19 protein-coding genes and 2 tRNA genes are annotated in these 18,748 nt (G+C 63.2%); 4 read left to right on the forward strand and 17 right to left on the reverse strand.

The window, feature by feature from the left end; genetic code table 11:
- Nucleotides 1-10: 10 nt before the first annotated feature.
- The 5 genes from ACZ1JX_RS06405 to ACZ1JX_RS06425 all read right to left on the reverse strand — a co-directional run bounded on the left by ACZ1JX_RS06405 (nt 11) and on the right by ACZ1JX_RS06425 (nt 3,461).
- Nucleotides 11-1,393 (reverse strand): pyruvate dehydrogenase complex E1 component subunit beta, encoded by a 1,383-nt coding sequence (locus ACZ1JX_RS06405; RefSeq protein ID WP_465125922.1) that lies wholly within the window; start codon nt 1,391-1,393, stop codon nt 11-13.
- A gap of 1 nt (nt 1,394) precedes the next feature.
- A complete protein-coding gene (gene pdhA / locus ACZ1JX_RS06410) occupies nt 1,395-2,534 on the reverse strand; it encodes a pyruvate dehydrogenase (acetyl-transferring) E1 component subunit alpha (RefSeq protein ID WP_465125923.1) in 1,140 nt (379 codons plus the stop codon).
- A 231-nt stretch (nt 2,535-2,765) separates the two neighbouring features.
- Nucleotides 2,766-2,842: transfer RNA gene (locus ACZ1JX_RS06415), tRNA-Arg, on the reverse strand.
- A 62-nt stretch (nt 2,843-2,904) separates the two neighbouring features.
- Nucleotides 2,905-2,981 (reverse strand) — tRNA-Arg (locus ACZ1JX_RS06420).
- Between the two features lie 15 nt (nt 2,982-2,996).
- Nucleotides 2,997-3,461 (reverse strand): (deoxy)nucleoside triphosphate pyrophosphohydrolase, encoded by a 465-nt coding sequence (locus ACZ1JX_RS06425; protein ID WP_465125924.1) that lies wholly within the window; start codon nt 3,459-3,461, stop codon nt 2,997-2,999.
- 53 nt (nt 3,462-3,514) lie between these two features.
- On the opposite strand from ACZ1JX_RS06425, the gene ACZ1JX_RS06430 reads away from it, so the two are divergent.
- Nucleotides 3,515-3,703, forward strand: coding sequence for a Flp family type IVb pilin (locus ACZ1JX_RS06430; protein ID WP_144907033.1), 189 nt, complete (start codon nt 3,515-3,517; stop codon nt 3,701-3,703).
- A 99-nt stretch (nt 3,704-3,802) separates the two neighbouring features.
- On the forward strand, nt 3,803-3,973 hold the full coding sequence (locus ACZ1JX_RS06435; RefSeq protein ID WP_144907032.1) for a Flp family type IVb pilin: 171 nt from the start codon (nt 3,803-3,805) through the stop codon (nt 3,971-3,973).
- Nucleotides 3,974-4,071: 98 nt separating this feature from the next.
- Here the strand turns inward: ACZ1JX_RS06435 and ACZ1JX_RS06440 are convergent, their stop codons facing one another.
- The 5 genes from ACZ1JX_RS06440 to ACZ1JX_RS06460 form a co-directional block, all read right to left on the reverse strand.
- Entirely contained in the window at nt 4,072-5,553 is a 1,482-nt protein-coding gene (locus tag ACZ1JX_RS06440) for a M48 family metalloprotease (RefSeq protein WP_465125925.1), read from the reverse strand.
- Between the two features lie 130 nt (nt 5,554-5,683).
- Nucleotides 5,684-6,628, reverse strand: a complete 945-nt coding sequence (locus ACZ1JX_RS06445; RefSeq protein ID WP_465125926.1) for an acetyl-CoA carboxylase carboxyltransferase subunit alpha — start codon at nt 6,626-6,628, stop codon at nt 5,684-5,686.
- 32 nt (nt 6,629-6,660) lie between these two features.
- The gene (locus ACZ1JX_RS06450; RefSeq protein ID WP_465125927.1) at nt 6,661-7,542 is read right to left on the reverse strand and encodes a tyrosine recombinase; all 882 of its coding nucleotides are present in this window, start codon (nt 7,540-7,542) and stop codon (nt 6,661-6,663) included.
- Nucleotides 7,543-7,546: 4 nt separating this feature from the next.
- A complete protein-coding gene (locus tag ACZ1JX_RS06455) occupies nt 7,547-9,448 on the reverse strand; it encodes a hypothetical protein (RefSeq protein ID WP_465125928.1) in 1,902 nt (633 codons plus the stop codon).
- On the reverse strand, nt 9,445-9,594 hold the full coding sequence (locus ACZ1JX_RS06460; RefSeq protein WP_465125929.1) for a hypothetical protein: 150 nt from the start codon (nt 9,592-9,594) through the stop codon (nt 9,445-9,447). Before ACZ1JX_RS06460 ends, ACZ1JX_RS06455 begins: the two co-directional genes overlap by 4 nt.
- A gap of 72 nt (nt 9,595-9,666) precedes the next feature.
- Between ACZ1JX_RS06460 and ACZ1JX_RS06465 the strand changes: the two genes are divergently transcribed.
- Both ACZ1JX_RS06465 and aroB read left to right on the forward strand, forming a co-directional pair.
- Nucleotides 9,667-10,248, forward strand: a complete 582-nt coding sequence (locus ACZ1JX_RS06465) for a shikimate kinase (RefSeq protein ID WP_465125930.1) — start codon at nt 9,667-9,669, stop codon at nt 10,246-10,248.
- Nucleotides 10,239-11,345 (forward strand): 3-dehydroquinate synthase, encoded by a 1,107-nt coding sequence (gene aroB, locus ACZ1JX_RS06470; RefSeq protein ID WP_465125931.1) that lies wholly within the window; start codon nt 10,239-10,241, stop codon nt 11,343-11,345. The genes ACZ1JX_RS06465 and aroB overlap by 10 nt, the downstream gene beginning before the upstream one ends.
- Here the strand turns inward: aroB and ACZ1JX_RS06475 are convergent.
- The 7 genes from ACZ1JX_RS06475 to ACZ1JX_RS06505 all read right to left on the reverse strand — a co-directional run bounded on the left by ACZ1JX_RS06475 (nt 11,342) and on the right by ACZ1JX_RS06505 (nt 18,744).
- Nucleotides 11,342-11,785: a DUF488 domain-containing protein gene (locus ACZ1JX_RS06475; protein WP_465125932.1), complete on the reverse strand. Its 444-nt coding sequence runs from the start codon at nt 11,783-11,785 to the stop codon at nt 11,342-11,344. The genes aroB and ACZ1JX_RS06475 overlap by 4 nt on opposite strands.
- Nucleotides 11,786-11,826: 41 nt before the next feature.
- Nucleotides 11,827-12,609 carry an enoyl-CoA hydratase-related protein gene (locus ACZ1JX_RS06480; protein ID WP_465125933.1) on the reverse strand — a complete coding sequence of 261 codons (783 nt, stop codon included), beginning with the start codon at nt 12,607-12,609 and terminating at the stop codon, nt 11,827-11,829.
- 165 nt (nt 12,610-12,774) lie between these two features.
- Complete coding sequence (locus tag ACZ1JX_RS06485) at nt 12,775-13,743, reverse strand: glucokinase (protein ID WP_465125934.1); 969 nt, start codon at nt 13,741-13,743, stop codon at nt 12,775-12,777.
- 32 nt (nt 13,744-13,775) lie between these two features.
- The gene (gene edd, locus ACZ1JX_RS06490; protein ID WP_465126371.1) at nt 13,776-15,596 is read right to left on the reverse strand and encodes a phosphogluconate dehydratase; all 1,821 of its coding nucleotides are present in this window, start codon (nt 15,594-15,596) and stop codon (nt 13,776-13,778) included.
- Complete coding sequence (locus ACZ1JX_RS06495) at nt 15,596-16,222, reverse strand: 6-phosphogluconolactonase (protein WP_465125935.1); 627 nt, start codon at nt 16,220-16,222, stop codon at nt 15,596-15,598. Before ACZ1JX_RS06495 ends, edd begins: the two co-directional genes overlap by 1 nt.
- Nucleotides 16,215-17,663, reverse strand: a complete 1,449-nt coding sequence (zwf, locus tag ACZ1JX_RS06500; protein ID WP_465125936.1) for a glucose-6-phosphate dehydrogenase — start codon at nt 17,661-17,663, stop codon at nt 16,215-16,217. The genes ACZ1JX_RS06495 and zwf overlap by 8 nt, the downstream gene beginning before the upstream one ends.
- 172 nt (nt 17,664-17,835) lie before the next feature.
- Entirely contained in the window at nt 17,836-18,744 is a 909-nt protein-coding gene (locus ACZ1JX_RS06505; RefSeq protein WP_465125937.1) for an alpha/beta hydrolase, read from the reverse strand.
- Between the last annotated feature and the right edge of the window lie 4 nt (nt 18,745-18,748).

Below are 18,748 nucleotides of genomic sequence, written 5' to 3' on the forward strand. Positions count from 1 at the left end.
CCCTTCGCGATCAGCGATAGCATACCTTGCGGACTGTCGCGGCGATCTTGCTGGCGTCAATCAGCGCCAGCTTCTCAAGGTTGGCGGCGTAGGGCAGCGGCACGTCCTCGTCACATACACGAAGTACAGGCGCGTCGAGGTGGTCGAAGCCTTCTTCCATGCAGATGGCGATGATTTCGGAGGCGATGGAGCAGACCGGGAAGCCCTCTTCTGCGACGACCAGACGGTTGGTCTTGGCGAGCGAGGCCAGGACGGTTTCCTTGTCGAGCGGCCGCAGCGTGCGCAAGTCGATCACTTCGGCGTCGATGCCTTCGGCGGCGAGCTGTTCTGCCGCTTCGAGCGCGAAGCCGACGCCGATCGAGTAGGACACGATGGTCACGTCCTTGCCCGGACGGACGATGCGCGCCTTGCCGATGGGCAGGACAAAATCGTCAATCGCGGGAACGTCGAAGGTGCGGCCGTAGACCAGTTCGTTCTCGAGGAACACGACCGGGTCCTCGCTGCGGATCGCGGCACGGAGCAGGCCCTTGGCATCGGCGCTGTCATAAGGCGCGATGACGACGAGGCCGGGCACGCTGGCATACCACGGACCGTAGTTCTGCGAGTGCTGCGCGCCGACACGGCTGGCGGCACCGTTGGGACCACGGAACACGATGGGGCAGCGCATCTGGCCGCCGGACATGTAGTTGGTCTTGGCGGCCGAGTTGATGATGTGGTCGATCGCCTGCATGGCGAAGTTGAACGTCATGAACTCGATCACAGGACGCAGGCCGCCCATGGCTGCGCCCGCGCCGATGCCGGCAAAGCCATACTCGGTGATCGGCGTATCGATCACGCGCTGCGGGCCGAACTCTTCGAGCAGGCCTTGCGTGACCTTGTAGGCGCCCTGATACTCGGCAACTTCCTCGCCCATGACGAAGACGCGGTCGTCGGCACGCATTTCCTCGGCCATGGCATCGCGCAGCGCTTCGCGAACCGTGGTCGGGACCATGGTGGTGCCAGCTGGCAGTTCCGGATCGGCGGCAGGCTTGGCGTCGGACTTGGGAGCGATCGACGCAGCGGCCTTGGCCTTGGCGTCGAGCCCGGCAGGAGCAGCTTCGGCAACAGGCGCGGCCGCCGGTGCCGGTGCGGGTGCCGGGGTTGCAGCGTCGTCATCGCCCTTGATCGTGGCGATCACGGTGCCGACCTTCACGCCTTCGGTCCCTTCGGCGACGAGGATCTCGCCAATGGTGCCTTCGTCGATGGCTTCGAATTCCATCGTTGCCTTGTCGGTCTCGATTTCGGCGAGGATATCGCCGGACTTCACTTCGTCGCCGGCCTTGACCAGCCACTTGGCGAGCGTGCCCTCCTCCATCGTCGGGGAGAGCGCGGGCATCTTCAGTTCGATGGCCATCTCAATAGGTCTCCACCAGCACATCGGTATAAAGTTCGGCCACCTCGGGCTCGGGCGAGTTTTCGGCGAAGTCCGCTGCCTCGGCAACGACCTGGCGAATGCGCTTGTCGATGTCCTTGATCTTGTCCTCGGTCACGCCGCGCTTGAGCAGTTCAGCCTTCGCGCCCTCGATCGGATCGTGATTGTCGCGCATCTCCTGCACTTCCTCGCGGCTGCGATACTTGGCAGGGTCGGACATCGAGTGGCCGCGATAGCGATAGGTCTTGAGCTCCATCAGCACCGGGCCGTTGCCAGCACGGACATATTCGAGCGCAACTTCGGCAGCCTGACGGACTTCGAGCACGTCCATGCCGTTGACGTCCATGCCGGGAATGCGGAACGCCGTGCCGCGACGGTAGAAGTGCGTCTCGGCCGAGCCGCGCTTTACCGCGGTGCCCATGGCATAGCCGTTGTTCTCGACCACGAAGATGATCGGCAGCTTCCAGAGCGCGGCCATGTTGAAGGTTTCGTAGACCTGGCCCTGGTTCGAGGCGCCATCGCCAAAGTAGGCCATGCAGACGCCGCCGTCGTTCCGGTACTTGTGAGCAAAGGCAAGCCCTGCCCCCAACGGTACCTGCGCGCCAACGATGCCGTGGCCGCCGTAAAACTTGTGCTCGGTGCTGAACATGTGCATCGAGCCGCCCTTGCCGCGACTGATGCCCGCACCGCGCCCGGTCAGTTCGGCCATGATCACCTTGGGATCGATGCCATAGGCCAGCATGTGGCCGTGGTCACGATAGCCGGTGATCACGCTGTCGTGGCCTTCCTGCAGGGCCGACTGCAACCCGACCGCGACCGCTTCCTGACCAATGTAGAGATGGCAGAAGCCGCCGATCAGACCGAGGCCGTAGAGCTGACCCGCCTTCTCCTCGAAGCGGCGAATCAGCACCATCTGCTCGTAGAACTTCAGGAGTTCTTCATCGCTCGCGTCATAGCGCTTGTTGTTGGCGTGCGCCTGCTGAAGGCTTCGCAATGCGAATGCGGCTTCCTCGGCAACGTCGGAAGCGATGATCGGCTCGGCTGCGGGAGCGGGTCTTGCGGCGCGCTTCGCAGCAGGCTTTACGGCAGATGCTGTGGCTCTGGGCCTCGGGGACTTTGCCAAGTCTGGGTTTCCTTTTCTGGCAGCCTCGGGTTCCGTAGGGTCGGAACGCTGTGAGAGCCTATACCTGACCGCGCTCCGTTCGCAACGCCGTTCGCTCAAGACGAACCTTTTGCGGATACCTATGCAAATTGCGCGAACCAATCTGGTTTCCAGTTCGCGGTCGCAACCAAGTTCCATCGCGCACCAACGAAAAAGGCCCGCACAATGGCGGGCCTTTTCGGCATTTTATGATGGCGCACCCGGAACGATTCGAACGTCCGACCCTCAGATTCGTAGTCTGATGCTCTATCCAGCTGAGCTACGGGTGCTCACCATCATGTGCGAAACGCACCTCGGTGCATTTCCTTCCCGAATCACTCCCGAAAGGGAATGGCGCACCCGGAACGATTCGAACGTCCGACCCTCAGATTCGTAGTCTGATGCTCTATCCAGCTGAGCTACGGGTGCTTGGGAGACGCGCCTTTAGGGGGCTGTTTCAGCTTTGGCAAGCCCTTCAAGCATAGGAATGATGGCATGCGCCAAAGGCACGTCGAGGGGAGGCATCGGCAGCTGCAGGAGTTCGTCGCGCCCCACCCACCGGATCTCCGAACCTGCCTCGAGAGCTCGGGCAGCACCTGACCATTTCAGTGTGCCGTAAAGCAGCAGGAGAATTGGCCGCTTGTCATGCACAAGTGCCTCACTTGCAAAGGAAACCGGAAAGAGATCAGCGGGTTCAACGACGATCCCAAGCTCCTCGTCGATTTCCCTTACAGTTGCCGATTCACACGTCTCGCCAGGTTCGACCTTGCCACCGGGAAACTCCCAAAGCCCGCCGTGCGCCTTGTTTTGGGGGCGTTGCTGCATGAGGACCCTGCCCGACGAATCCAGCAATGCCAACGCCACCACGATCCGCACTGTCGATGAATTTTCCATGTCCGCGCGAACCATCAACTCTTTCTTAGGGAAGCCACCGTAAAACTGTCATCACCGCAGTCTTGGGAATGACCATGAAGACCCTTCTTCGTAACATCATGCGCAATGACCGCGGTGCCACTGCCATCGAATATGGTTTGCTTGTTGCATGCATCGGTATGGCAATGGTTTTTGGCATGAAGTCGTTCTCGGCTTCCGTGTACAACATGTACGTGGAGGTCAACAACAACACCGACGAGAAGGTCGGAGGGAATTAACGGCTTCTTAGCCTTTGGTACGTAACAATGCCAATGCTCGCTCCGGGGACAAAAATTGGGGCGGGACGGGAAATGAAGACTTACTCTAGGAGACCGAACATGAAGCTTTTCCGTGACCTGCTCGCCAACAACGAAGGCGCCACCGCAATCGAATACGGCCTGATCGCCGCTCTCGTCGCTGTTGCCGCCATCGGCGCAATGACCTCGCTGGGCGGCTCGCTCGGCAACACCTTCAACGGTGTTTCGGACGAAATGGACAACGCGCTCTAAGAGCGTGAGGCGTCCGAAGAGGCGCCGATCCATTGAAGAACGGAAGGGCACCCCCAAAAGGGGTGCCCTTTTCGTATGTCGGATATGCCTGTTTCCGATCAGTAGACGACCAACTTGACCTTCTGCCCCGGCGTGAGCCTGCTGGACGAATTCAGCCCGTTGAGCACAAGGAAGCGCTCCAGCGGCTTGTCGGTAAACGCCATCCTCCTGGAAAGCGACGCGAGGGTGTCGCCTGACTTTACAGTCACCACGGAAAGGCGACGCGGCTTCACCGCGGATGCCTCGGTCGCGTTGATTCGGCGAATCGATTTGAACATCGGATCGAACTGAGCCGCTTGCCCGGCCTGGCTGATTGTTGCGAAGTGATAGGCCTGTTGCGGTCCGAACTCATAGGCATACACCACGATATCGACCTGGCCGTTTCCGCTGTTGGCGCGCGCTGTGCCGTAAACGGCAGGAAGCCCGTTGACCGTGGTACGCTCGATCGTAGTGGGAGCGAGTTGCTGCTCACTGGAAAGTCCGGCAAACACAGACCGGACATAGCTTTCCAGATTGCCACTGTAGCTTGCGCTGGCGAACTCGCCCTTCCCGCTCTGCCCCGAGATGGAAACCGCCCGTGTTCCATTGACGAGATAGAAGCCGTTTGGTGCCTGAAACGCGAGGCGAAGAACCGGATGGGTGAATTTCGAACCGTCAACAATGCCCTGTGCGGGATCATCGCCATAAGTCAGGCCGTTGATCCCCGACAGAAATGCATCACGATTCGTTCTGCCTGTCGTCGATCCTGCGCGTGCGAGAGCAGCGCGAACGCGTGACGCGGGATCGGGATGCGTGCTGGCCCATTCGGGAACCTGATTCGACGTTCCTTTCACGCTGGCATCCAGAGCGTTCTGATTCGCCAGGCTCTGCAATACGGTCGACATTGCTCTTGGATCGTAACCTGCCCTCTGGAGGTAGGTGATGCCGAGGTTGTCTGCTTCGGTTTCCTGCCCGCGCGAATACTTGAGAGTGAGCAACTGGCTGCCAGTGGAGAAGATCTGCTGACCAATCTGGCCCAGCGCACCGTTGCCCAGCAGCGCTCCCGACAGGATGGTTCCAAGCGCGCCCAGCAGGGAATTGCGCGTGGCGGCACTCTGGCGCTTGGCTGCGTGTCGAGCGGCGACGTGGCCCACTTCATGCCCGAGAACACCGGCAAGTTCTGCCTCGTTGTTCATGAGGGCCGCCAACTGCCGCGTGACGTAGACGTATCCTCCTGGAATGGCGAAAGCGTTGTTCACAGGCGAATTGAGCAGAGTGACGGTGAAGTCTCCCCGCGCGTTGCTCAGGCCCGATTGGGTGGCAATCGTCTTGCCGACCGATTCGACATAGGTCGCCTGCGGTCCGGTCAGCGCACCGCCGAACTCCTGCAGCAGTTGCGGATGAGCTTCGGAACCCTGCTTCTTGTCAGCCGCGCTGATTGCCTGCACCGCACCTTGCGCATTTGCCGGACTGCCGGTCTGGCTGACGCAAGCAGGCAGAGCGGAAAGCGCGAGGACCGAGACGGTCAGGAATGTGGCACGTGAACGACGGGCAAAAGGCATCTGCGTCTCCCGGTAACTGCGATCATTGGCGCGATCTGCCGATCACGCTCCAGAATGACTGGTAGAATATTCCACCAGCGAAACTGTCTTGTCGCAAATCCGGTTCCCGAGCGCCAGACGGCGCGCGGTCTCAGGCACCGATACGGAGGAAACGTTCTGCCCGGAGATTTCGCAGTTCGTCGGCAGGCTTGCCGGTCAAGGCGTCGAGTTCCTCGGCGATTGCCTTGCCCAGCGCTGCGCATGCGGCTGCAGGGTCGCGATGGGCACCGCCTACCGGTTCGCGCACGATGCGGTCGATAACGCCGAGAGAAAGCAAGTCCTGCGCCGTGACCTTCATGGCCTCGGCAGCGTCGGCAGCCTTTTCCGCCGTGCGCCAAAGAATTGAAGCGCAACCCTCGGGCGAAATCACCGAATAGACGGCATGCTCGAACATCAGGACGCGTTCGGCACTTGCAAGCGCCACTGCGCCACCCGAACCACCTTCACCGACGATGCTGGCGACCATCGGCACGCCCAGTGCAAGACAGGCCTCTGTCGAACGTGCAATTGCCTCGGCCTGCCCGCGCTCCTCGGCTTCGACGCCGGGAAACGCGCCCGAGGTATCGACCAGGGTCACGACCGGAAGTCCGAATCGGCTGGCCATCTCCATCAGACGGATCGCCTTGCGATACCCTTCAGGCTTGCCCATGCCGAAGTTGTGGCGGATGCGGCTCTGGGTGTCGTTGCCCTTCTCATGCCCTATCAGCATCACGCGGCGACCGTTCAGCCTGGCGAAGCCACCGACGATGGCCTGATCCTCGCCATAAAGGCGATCGCCTCCCAAAGGCATGAAATCCGTGAAGATCTTCTCCACGTAGTCCTTGAAGTGGGGGCGAGCGGGATGGCGGGCGACCTGCGTCTTCTGCCATGGCGTCAGGGCCCGATAGGTGCTGGCAAGCAGTTCGGCCGACTTGTTTTCCAGCCGACGGATTTCGGACGAAATGTCGATGTCGCCACCTTGCGCGGTCTCGCGCAGTTCGGCGATACGGGCTTCCAGCGCGGCGACCGGCTTTTCGAACTCAAGATAGGAGATCATGGCTTTTCCGCTAGGCGCGAGAACCGTTCCGGTCAACTCCGAGCGAGCGGATGACGCTCGTTGACGAGCGTCACGAGGCGCGCTGCGTCGACGTGCGTGTAGATCTGGGTCGTGGCAATGTCCGCGTGACCCAGCAGAGTCTGCAGCACGCGCAAATCGGCGCCGCCTTCGAGCAGGTGCGTGGCAAAGGCGTGCCTGAGCACGTGGGGACTGACCTTTTCCGGGTCGAGCCCGGCACGAAGCGCCAGATCACGCAAGAGCTGGAACAGCCTCACTCGCGACAGATGTCCGCCTCGCGGCGAAGGGAATACGAACCGCCCGCCCTTCCCCCTTGCCGCGAGCCAGTCGGCAAGAGCGCGCGTTGCGCGGGCGGAGACCGGCACCATGCGCTGTGTCCCTCCCTTGCCGGTGATGGTGAGAAAGGGAGCATCGCGCGGGACCGCGCTGAGCGGCAGCGACACCAGTTCGGTGGCGCGAAGGCCCGAGCCGTAGAGCAGTTCCAGTAGCGCCAGCATGCGCAGGCCCTCCGGCGTGCCCGAGCTGGCGTCCTGCTCTGCGATGGCGAAGAGATCGGCGACTTCCTGATGCCCGAGCAGGCGCGGCAAGGGACGGCGCGCCCTTGGTCTTGGCAGGGCCGGCGAAGGGTCGTCGCTTCGCGCACCTTCGTCGACGAGAAAGCCGTAGAACTGGCGCAGGGCCGACGCCTTGCGCGCCAGGGATGAGGGGGCGAGTTCGGCCCATGCTGTCGCAAGATGCCCGATATCGTCGCGCGTGGCTGAGGCCAGAGGCCCGATGGCCTCCGCGGCGCCTGCGAGGTCACGCCGGTAGGCGGCCAGCGTATTGGCAGCCGCTCCCCGCTGCGCTGCGAGCATCGCCAGGAAGCTCTCAACCGCAGGTTCCGCCTTTGCCTTCACGACATCAGACGCGCGCTACGGCCTCGGCCGCGATCATCCGGGCTTCGGCATCGAGCCCGACCCGATGCAGAGCAGATACGATATGGAAGAGGTGGACCGGGGTCATCCGGTCCCAGCCATTTCCCTGCATGCCAAAAGCGGCGAGCAGAGCGACAAGGCCCTGATTGTTCGAAGCGGCAGCAGCGTCGATCGCCCGGGTCCACCGCGTCTGCCGGTTGAAGTCCACTTCGAGCTTGCCGGCAAAATCGCGGGCCGCAGCGGGATCGACACGTTCCAGGCCCATCATGCCGGCCAGCAGGAACCGTGACCGAATTGCCCCATCCGAATCGTCATCATCGGCAAAGGCATTCAGGCCTTCGTTGCCGACCCTGGTGGCACGGCCCGGATTGGCCAGCACCAGCAGGCCCCAGGCCTCGCTGCCGACGGGACAGTATGGTGCCCATTTCAGCGCATTGCGATCGAGCCCTGCCGTGAGCATCGATGAAATCAGCGAAGCCGCGCTGTCGGATAGCCCCTCGTTCGGCAGGATACGCGCTGCGGCATGCGAGGTGAGGACCAGGCCGGAATAGGCCTTGTCGGGGTCGCTGCCGTCGCCCCACAAGGCGCGAATTGCGTCCAGCCTGTCATCCTCTGCAGCGGCAACATAGGCCGTACGCAGCTTTTCTGCCCGCAGGGTCCAATCATCCGCCGCAGTCTCCCCGCCGTCGACGTCCCGCTGCGCGTAAAGCTGACTGTAGAGATCGATCATCGCCTCGCTCGAAAGCACGCCACGCGCACCGGCAACATCTGCCGATGCGGCGCGCGATGCCAGCGGCAGCATGGGCGCGCGCGAGGCCAGCAAGGCGTACTGTGCGCCAGCCTTTGCACGAAGGCTTTCCGGCGGCTCAAGTCCGGTGGCAAAGGACATGCCGATGCTCCACGGTGTCAGCGCATCGACCTCGTCCCATTCGATCTTCACCGCGCGGCGCGCATTCGTTGCCGCCCCCGCGAACTTCTGCGCGAGCAGGATGTCGATCTTCGTCCCGTTCCCCCGGCGCAAAGACTTGTCGAGTTGGGCCATCGAGGTGGATCCTTCATCGCTGAACGATGAGCAAATCGCACGGACAAGGTCCCAGTCCCACCCGGCGCGTCCGGCCGCGGTCAGCGCCGTGATCGGGCAAAGACCAACCGGATCGGCGGTGGCAATGAAGCTCGCCATGGCTGCGTCTTCGAGGCTGCGCGTGAAGTTGCCACTATCCACCGACTGGACCATTGCACGCGCCGCATCTGCCTCGCCCATGCGCAGCAGCAACTGCGCGCGCATCGCTGCCCAGTCTGCCCCATTCATGCCAACCGGTGTGGCAAGGCGGCTGGCCAGAGCACGCCGCGCCAGGATGTGACCCCAGCGCGAGACGAACCGCCCGCGCATCCTGGTGACGATGCCTTCAACGAACTGCCCGTTGAGATAGTGCGTCGACACGGCCGGGAAACCACCGTCGCGCTCGTCGATTACGCCCACCACATCGAGGCTGCGTCGACCTGCAGGCGGAATATCCGACTTGGGCCGAGCGGAATCTATCAGCTTGGCCAGCAGTGCCGGATCGAGCGAATCAAGCAGGGCCTGGTCGCTGATGCCGCCACTCGACACCGGTACGGCCTCGCCCACGGGCAAAGGCTGGACGACCGGCGATGCTGTCGCGCTCGGCGCAGCAGGTTGCGATGCCGCGGGACGAGCCGCTGCCGTTGGTGTCGAACTGCGTGCAGGTGCTGGCGTTGCCGGGCGGGGTTGCGCAGGCCTCGATTGGGCTGGCGGATTATCGAAACCCGGCGGCAGCAGCGATTCCTGCGCCAGCAGCGTACCCGACAGCGAAGCGAGCGCGGCAACGCCGGCAAACAGCAGCGCTCGACTCTTCGTCGTGCCCTTCACTGCCCGCTACCTCCGCCCGAGATCGGACCTTGCGGACTGGATACCGGCTGTTCGATCCACTGCATCGGCTGCGTTCCACCCCTGATCCATGCCACTGCAAGAACTGCGGCCACCACGATTCCCGCAGCCACGACGATCTTCTTCATTCAGACACCCGGTTAGCAACCATGCAGGCGATACTTGCAACGGGCACTAGCGCAAGTATAGGCGGCGCGGCAATGGAACATGACGCGCACCCGCTCAGCTCGTCCGAAATCAGCCGTATCGCGCGGCGGATAGAGCGTCCACTGGTGCTTGTCGGCATGATGGGGGTTGGCAAGACGACGGTGGGACGCAGGCTCGCCGCAATGCTCCACCTCCCCTTCCTCGATGCCGACGAAGAGATCGAGCGCGCGGCGCACATGCCGATTCCGGAAATCTTCTCGACTTATGGCGAGCCCTATTTCCGCGATGGCGAACGCAGGGTCATCGTCCGGCTCATCGGCACGGGCAAGCACACCGATCGCAAGGTCCTGTCCACCGGAGGGGGAGCGTTCTGCGATCCTGCCACCCGCGCACTGATCCTCGAAAAGGGCATCGCCATCTGGCTCGACAGTGACGTCGACACCCTGGTCGAGCGAGTTGGCCGCAAGGACAACCGCCCGCTGCTCAAGACTGGCGACCCGCGCGAAATCCTCTCCCGCCTGAAATCCGAACGCGAACCGTTCTACTCGCAGGCCCCCATCCACATCACCAGCGGGGCCCAGCCCCATCATGTGACGGCGGACAAGATCCTCAAGGCAATTGACAAATGGCTGTGATACCCGTCGCCATCGCTGGCGCCCCTTATGAAGTGCGGATCGAAGCCGGCCTTCTCGCCCGCGCAGGAGAGCATTGCCGCCCCCTTATCCGAAAGGACCGCGTCGCCATCGTCACCGACGAGAACGTGGCAACCAGCTGGCGGGATACGATAGCCGCATCGTTCGACAAAGTCGGCCTGCGCAGCGAATGGCTCGTGCTACCCGCTGGCGAAACGACCAAGAGCTGGGAACAGCTTTCCCGCGTGGTCGACTGGCTGCTCGCGCAGGAGATCGAACGCAAGGACAACGTCGTGGCTCTGGGCGGTGGAGTCATCGGCGATCTTACCGGCTTTGCCGCCTCCATGGTCAAGCGTGGTTGCGGCTTCATCCAGATCCCGACCACGCTCCTCGCGCAGGTCGATTCCAGCGTCGGCGGCAAGACCGCGATCAACACACCGGCAGGCAAGAATCTCGTCGGGGCATTCCATCAGCCTTCACTCGTACTTGCCGACCCGCTCGCTCTCGACACGCTCCCGTTGCGTGACACCCGCGCGGGCTATGCCGAAGTCGTAAAATACGGCCTGATCGACGATGCGCCGTTCTTCGAATGGTGCGAAGCCAATGGCGCAAAGCTTCTTGAGGGCGACAGCGAAGCCCGTGAATACGCCATTGCCCGAAGTGTCGCGGCCAAGGCGCGCATCGTCGCTGCTGACGAAAAGGAGACCGCTGGCATCAGGGCTCTGCTCAATCTCGGCCACACCTTCGGCCACGCGCTCGAGGCTGAAACGGGCTTTTCCGACCGGCTCCTGCATGGCGAAGGCGTTGCGTTGGGAATGGCTCTGGCAGCGCGCTTCTCGGCGCGGCAAGGGTTGATGACGGGACAGGATGCGCAACGCATCGTTGCCCACCTTTCTGCCGTTGGCCTGCCTGCAAAGCTGACAGACCTCGGACTCGCCTGCACCGGTCGCCGCCTTGCCGATCACATGCTTCACGACAAGAAGATGGACGCAGGCACCCTGCCCTTCCTGCTGATGCGCGGGATCGGCGAGACATTTCTGGCCAAGGATGTCCACCTTGATGACATAGCCCTGTTCCTCGACGAGGAACTTGCCGGCTAAGCGGGCACAAGGTCGACCACGGCAAAGCCCGGAAGCATGGCCTGGCGCAACAGCGTCCGATGGCAACCGTGGGCTTCCCGCTCGTAACACAGCAGGGCGACACGCTTCTCGCCTGCCAGTTCCGCCAGTTTCGCTCCGGCAACTATGGCCTCGGGCAATTCAAGCTGGCCTTCGTAGATCCGCTCAAGCGTGACGTGATCGTTGCGCCGCGCGGCCGCGCGTCCTTCAGCGGGCGTCCCGAGCGCCTTGAAATGCACATACTCGATCCCCGCCTCGCGTGCATTTGCCGCCAGGGACGTTTTCGAGAAGCCCGGACGGCGTGAAAGGGGCAAGGCCCGAACATCGGCAAGAACTTCGACGCCCGCATCACGCAAGGCATCCATCACTGACGCGACAGTCGCCTGTTCATAGCCGATGGTCCAGATGGTGCGGGCAGTCATCACACACCCTAGGTGGGGCCACTGCCCGCAATAACAATGGGTTACCTGCCCTTGAACGCCGGCTTGCGCTTTTCGAGGAAGGCAAGCCCACCCTCGGCCGCATCGTCGCTGTCGCCAGCCTTCCACTGTCCTTCGGCTTCTACCTGCAATGCCGTTGCGAGATCGACTTCAAGCGCGCGGGCGATGGTCTGGCGCATCGTTCCCAGCGAGACTGATGGGCCTGCCGCAAGGCGTGTTGCCAATGCCAGCGCTTCGTCCTGAAGTGCCGCATCGTCGACAACCTTGTAAATCATGCCCCAGCTTTCGGCCTTCTCCGCACCGATCTTCTCGCCCAGCATCATCATTTCGGTCGCGCGCGCCTTGCCGACAAGACGCGTCAGCATCCACGAAGAACCACCGTCCGGCACCAGCCCGATATTGACGAAGGCCTGAAGGAAATAGGCGCTCCGCCCGGCGATGACGAAGTCACCTGCCAGCGCGATCGAGCAGCCGATGCCTGCCGCTGGGCCGTTCACCGCCGTGACGACAGGTACCGAAAGACGCGACAAGGTCAGCATCAGTGGATTGTAGGATGTCGTAAGCGACGAATAGGCCGCACGTCCGCCCGAGATCGAACGCTCCCCACGCGCCGCAAGATCGGCGCCCGAGCAGAAGGCACGGCCTTCGCCGGTGATCAGGACCGCCCGCGCACCGTCGAGATCATTCAACGCCTCGCCGATCTCGTTTGCCATGTTCGGGGGACAGGCGTTGAGCCTTTCCGGCCGGTTGAGCACGATCTTGAGGACATCGCCGATACGTTCGACGCGAATGGTTTCGTAATCCATGTGGGCACCTTCTCCTTCGGCATCCGCGAATCCAGCTTTGTCCCGGAGCATTACCGCTTCGGCGGAACGAATCCACCAAATTAATTGCCCGGTTAAAGCGTGGGATCCGGCATAGCAGGCACGGGAGTTACGTTGCGGTTGCCCAACAGCCTATCCGCATATTGATCAGGTCGGATAGGCCTGCGCGAAGGCAGCTGCTGCTCCGAAAAGACCGGGCTGCGGGTGGGTGATCAGCTTGACCGGGATGGCAGCCATCAGGGCCTCGAAGCGTCCCTTTGCGCGGAACCGATCGGAAAAGCCCGATCGAACCAGCGTGTCCTTGATCCGCAGACCCAGCCCGCCAGCCATGACGACGCCGGTCGAGCCATGCGCCAAAGCAAGGTCTCCGGCCACGCTGCCGAGCGAGAGGCAGAAGCGGTCGACGGCGGCGGCGGCGAGGCTGTCAGCGCCCGACGTGCCCAGTTCCCACAGCTCGCGATCGGTGCGCGGGGTGTAGGGCCTGCCTTCAAGCAGGGCGAGAGCCTCGTAGATGTCCACGATACCGGGGCCCGCCACGACACGCTCGACCGAGACGCGGCGGTGCCGCTTGCGCAGGCCCGCAAGGATTGCGTCCTCGATCGTGTCGAGCGGTGCGAAGTCGATATGTCCGCCTTCGGTCGGCTGCACCCGGTAGCTTGCACCATCGCGCCAGAGCTGGGCCACGCCAAGTCCTGTGCCCGGCCCGACGACACTGATCACCCCGCTTTCGGGCAGATCGGTTTCCGGACCTGACAGATGGAGGAAGTGGCTGTCATCGGCTTGCGCCACAGCGTGGGCCACGGCGGCGAAGTCATTGACCACGACATAGCGCTCAGCCCCCAGCTTTTCGGGAATCAGGGCTGGCCGGATGATCCACGGGTTGTTGGTGAACTTGATGATCTCTCCACCGACAGGCCCTGCGACAGCTATGGCTGCGGCCGTGGGCAAGGCAGTGCCGATCGAACGCCCGAAATCCTCCCATGCAAGCTGGAAGGAGCCGTGCTCGGCTGTCTTCAGCGTCACCGCCTCGCCAAGAGACAGCACCCGCCCACCAGCGACTTCGGCAATCGCGAAGCGCGCGTGGGTTCCGCCAATATCGACGGCAACTACCTGCATCCTCTTCCCCCTCGGTCCGTACTTCGCGCCTGTCAGAGGCCAGCCGCTGCAAGCATGGCCGATCCGCCCCGCTCTGCCTCGTCCGAATGCAGCCGCATCAGCGCGAACAGTTCCCGTCCTACGCCAAGACCTGCGGGCGGTGCTACTGCCTCTTCGCGAGCGTTCCATTCCTCGGCAGGCACCAGCGCGGTCAGCTCGCCGGTATTGGCACAGACCCGCACGATGTCGCCATCGCGCAGCCTGGCCAGTGGTCCGCCGGTCTTGGCCTCGGGCGATACGTGGATTGCGGCGGGGACCTTGCCCGACGCGCCGGACATGCGGCCATCGGTGACCAGCGCGACCTTGAAGCCGCGATCCTGCAGCACGCCCAGCGGCGGGGTCAACTTGTGGAGTTCGGGCATGCCGTTCGAGGCCGGTCCCTGGAAGCGGACCACGACGACGACGTCCCTTTCAAGCTCGCCCGCCTTGAACGCGGCGAGCACGTCATTCTGTTCGCTGAAAACCCGGCACGGAGCCTCGATCGTCCAGCGCGAGGGATCGACGGCGCTGACCTTGATCGTGCCGCGGCCGAGGTTGCCCTTGAGCAGACGGAAGCCGCCCTCCGGCTGGAACGGCGCGGAAACCGGCTTGAGCAGGCTTTCATCAAGCGAAGCTTGCGGCGCCGGGGTCCACTTGAGCGCATCGCCGTCCATGACCGGCTCCTGCGCACCTTCTTCGAGCGACTTGCCGTAGACGGTCATGATGTCGGCATGGGCAAGGCCGGCGCCGATCAGCTCGCGGATGACATAGGGCATGCCGCCGGCGGCCGCGAAGGCGTTCACGTCGCCTGCGCCGTTGGGATAGACGCTGGCGATCAGCGGGACGGCGCGGCTGAGTTCGTCCATGTCGTCCCAGTCGATCTGGATGCCGGCAGCGCGGGCGATGGCGGGGAGATGGATGACGTGGTTGGTGGAACCACCCGTTGCCAAAAGGCCAGCGATGGCGTTGACGATCGCCTTTTCATCGACGCAGAGGCCGAGCGGGCGGTAGTCGTCGCCGTTCCAACCGATCTGGGTAATCCGATGCACGGCGGCGCGGGTCAGTTCCTGGCGCAGCTTGAGGCCGGGCTGGACGAAGCTGGACCCCGGCATGTGCAGGCCCATCATCTCCATCATCATCTGGTTGGAGTTGGCGGTGCCGTAAAACGTGCAGGTGCCCGGCGAATGATAGCTGGCGCTTTCGCTTTCGAGCAGTTCGTCACGCCCGACCTTGCCTTCGGCGTAGAGCTGGCGGATGCGCACCTTCTCCTTGTTGGGCAGGCCGCTCGGCATGGGCCCTGCAGGAACGAGGATTGTCGGCAGATGGCCGAAGCGCAGGGACCCGATCAGCAGGCCGGGCACGATCTTGTCGCAGATGCCCAGCAACAAAGCACCTTCGAACATGGCGTGGCTGAGGCCAACCACAGTTGCCATTGCAATGTTGTCGCGGCTGAACAGCGACAGTTCCATCGAGTCCTGCCCCTGCGTCACGCCATCGCACATCGCCGGGACGCCGCCAGCAACCTGCGCCGTCGCGCCCATCTCGCGCGCGAAGATCTTGATCTGCTCGGGGTAGCGGCCATAGGGCTGATGGGCCGAGAGCATGTCGTTATAGGCGGTGACGATGCCGATGTTCATCGCCTTGCCGCTCTTGATCAGCGGCTTGTCCTCGCCCGAAGCAGCGAAGCCATGGGCAAGGTTCCCGCACGAAAGCTGCGGACGGTTCAGCCCCTTGTCGCGCGAACGCTCGATCAGGTCGATGTAAGCCGCGCGCGTCGGGCGAGAGCGTTCGATGATACGCTGGGTGACGCGTTCGACGGTAGGATGCAGAGGCATCATTCGCTCCAGTAGATGATTACGGGCGGGCCATAGCCACGCAGGAATTCGGTGACGGGATATCGTTCGTTTCCGGCCAGGGCGCTTTGCAGCAGCGCCTTCTTTGAAGCGCCGGTCACTACGAGGATGATCTCCTTCGTCGCCTTCAGCGCTTTCTCGTTGAGCGTCAGCCGGTCAAACGGCGCTTCGGACGGTAGCGGGATCGGCGTTGTCGCGATCACTGCGGGCCCCGGGCGGACATGCGCATTCATTTCGGGGAAGAGCGAGGCAACGTGGCCATCCTCACCCATCCCGAGCCAGACGAGGTCAAACGGTGCAACCTCTGCGCCTTCTTCAAGCCGCTCGAACCGCGCGCCGGAGGAGCCGAGAGCTGCGTGGATCTTGCCGAAATTGCTGGCCGCATGATCGTCGGGCACGCGGCGGTCGTCAGTCAGGGCAATCGTCACGCTGGACCAGTCAAGCTGGCGGTCCTTCAGCAGCGCCAGCACCTTGATCGGGGTGGAGCCGCCGGTAAAGGCGATGCGCTTCTGGCCGGGGGCCGAGACCACGCGCGCAATGTGATCGGCTACAGCCGCAGCATCGCCAGGTTCGGCCCAGATCACGGATGCGGGCACTTGCTCAGTCATTCCAGCTGCGTCCATCCCGTTCGGTCAGGGCGATACCGGCATTCGGTCCCCACGAGCCGGCGGCATAGGGCTTGGCTTCCATGCCGGTGTCAGCCCAGACCTTGCGGATAGCGTCGACCCATTTCCACTGCGCTTCCACTTCGTCACGGCGCACGAACAGCGTCTGCTCGCCCTCGATCAGGTCGAGGAGCAGGCGTTCATAGGCGATGCGGCGGCGAGCCTTGGCAAAGGCCATGGTCAGCGACAGGTCGAGGTTCACTTCGCGCAGCACGATCCCGCCGCGATCCAGCCCCGGCTCCTTGGCCATTACCTGAAGCCGGACGTATTCCTCTGGCTGAAGGCGGATGACGAGGCGATTGGCGCGCAGGCGTCCACCACGCTCGGCGAAGACATTGTGCGGCACCTGCTTGAACTCGACGACGATCTCGCTGCGACGCTCGCCCAGGCGCTTGCCGGTGCGCAGGTAGAACGGTACACCGGTCCAGCGCCAGTTGTCGACATGGGCCTTGATCGCGACGAAAGTCTCGGTGTCCGAAGCCTCGCCAAGATCCTCCAGATAGCCGGTAACCGAAGTACCCTTCACCGCGCCGGTGCGATACTGCCCGCGCACCATTTCCTCGGCCTTGACCGGGCGAAGCGCACGCAGGACCTTGACCTTCTCGTCGCGGATCGAGGTCGCGTCGAGATTGGCGGGCGGCTCCATCGCGGTCAGCGCCAGCAACTGCAACATGTGGTTCTGCACCATGTCGCGCAGCGCACCGGTATCGTCGTAGAAGCCCTTGCGCCCTTCGAGGCCGACTGTCTCGCTCACCGTGATCTGGACATGGTCGATGCCGCCTGCGTTCCACAACGGTTCAAACATCATGTTGGCAAAGCGCAGCGCCATCAGATTCTGGACCGTTTCCTTGCCGAGGTAATGGTCGATCCGGAATATCTGTTCCTCGGCGAAGGCCGCTGCCACCGCATCGTTGATCCGCGTGGACGAGGCGAGATCGTTGCCCAGCGGCTTTTCCAGGCCGATGCGCACGTTGGCATGGGCGAGCCCTGCCCGTTTCAAGCCTTCGATAGTCGGCTCGAACAGGAACGGCGCGGTCGAGAGGAAGATCGACAGCCCACACGAAGTGTCGCCCAGCTTTTCCGCAAGTGCTCCGAACCCATCGACATTCGAGGCATCGAGCGTCTGATATTCGAGCCGATCGAGGAAGCTCGCCAGCTTCTCCTCGTCCCGGCGATCCTCCGGCAGGAATTCGGCCAGAGCCGCGCGGGCAAACTCGCGAAACTCGGCATCGTCATGCTCGGAGCGCGCCGTGCCAACAATCCGCAGGTCGGGACGGATCAGCCCGTCCTCATGCAGTGCGTATAGCGAAGGCAGCAGCATGCGCCGCGAAAGGTCCCCGGTCGCGCCAAACAGCAGCAGGGCCGAGCAACTGGTTTCGATCATCGACGCTAATCTCCCTTGGCAATGCGGCCCGCCGAAATCGGCGTTCGGCCCGTGCCTCGCACACGGCCCTAGACCCTTAGTCAGTCCGGTTCAGCACGCATATGTATGCAGGATAGCTATGCGCTGGCACCTCATCACTGACATTGCACCGCAGCACCCGCTTGGGCAACCATCAGGGCCGGAACAACCAGTCCAGCGCCTCGGGAAGGCGCTGAGCCCAGGCATTCTCATCATGCGGCGCCCCCGGGTAAAACCGGCTTGCGAAATCCGTGCCCTCTACCCACCCAGAGGCAGCAAAGGCCGCGTCAACGTCGCGCTGGTACGGCGCATAGAACTGGTCAAGCGTCGCATCGCCGTGGTCCATCCAAACCTTGCGTCCCGCCGGGGGACCAAGCATGGCGGTATACCAGTCTCGCCAGACTTTCGCCGCTTGCGGATCGAATCCCGCGACCTTGTCCGGTATCGCCGCTGGCCAGTGCGAACTCATGCAAGCCGCCCGACCGAATGTCTCCGGCCGCGCCAAGATGGCGTAGCAGCTCATCAAGCCGCCCATGCTGGAGCCGACGATGGCTGTATCAACGGGCCCGGTCTGGGTCCGGAACGAACGATCCACCCAGGGCTTCAGAACGTCTGCCAGCCAAGCCAGATAAGCGTGCGAGATCACCGGCCCGCTTGCCATCAGGTCCATCTTCGCACGCAGTTCTGGAGGAGCGGCATCATACGCGGGCCTGGGAAGATATTCCCGAAACCGGTCTGTGCCCGGCGCCCAGATTCCTACGATGATGCGTGGCTCGATGCCCTTGCCAATCAGGCCGAGCATCGCCTTGTCGGCTGCCCAGATCTTGCCGAAGTTCGAATTGCGCAGGTCGAAGAGGTTGTGCCCGTCGTGCATGTAGAGGACCGGATAGCGCCGGTCCGAATTGTCGTACCCCGGAGGCAGCCAGATGGTCAGTCGCTGCGCCGGAATTCCGGCTGCTGCAACATCTCGATACTCCAGAAAACGCCCCTGTTCCTGCGCGGCTGCCGGAATAGCCAGCACCGCGCAGAGCAGCACGACGATTCCGGACAGCAGGCGCAGCATCAGG

The organism is Novosphingobium sp. BL-A-41-Hi4A-0G, assembly GCF_055521735.1.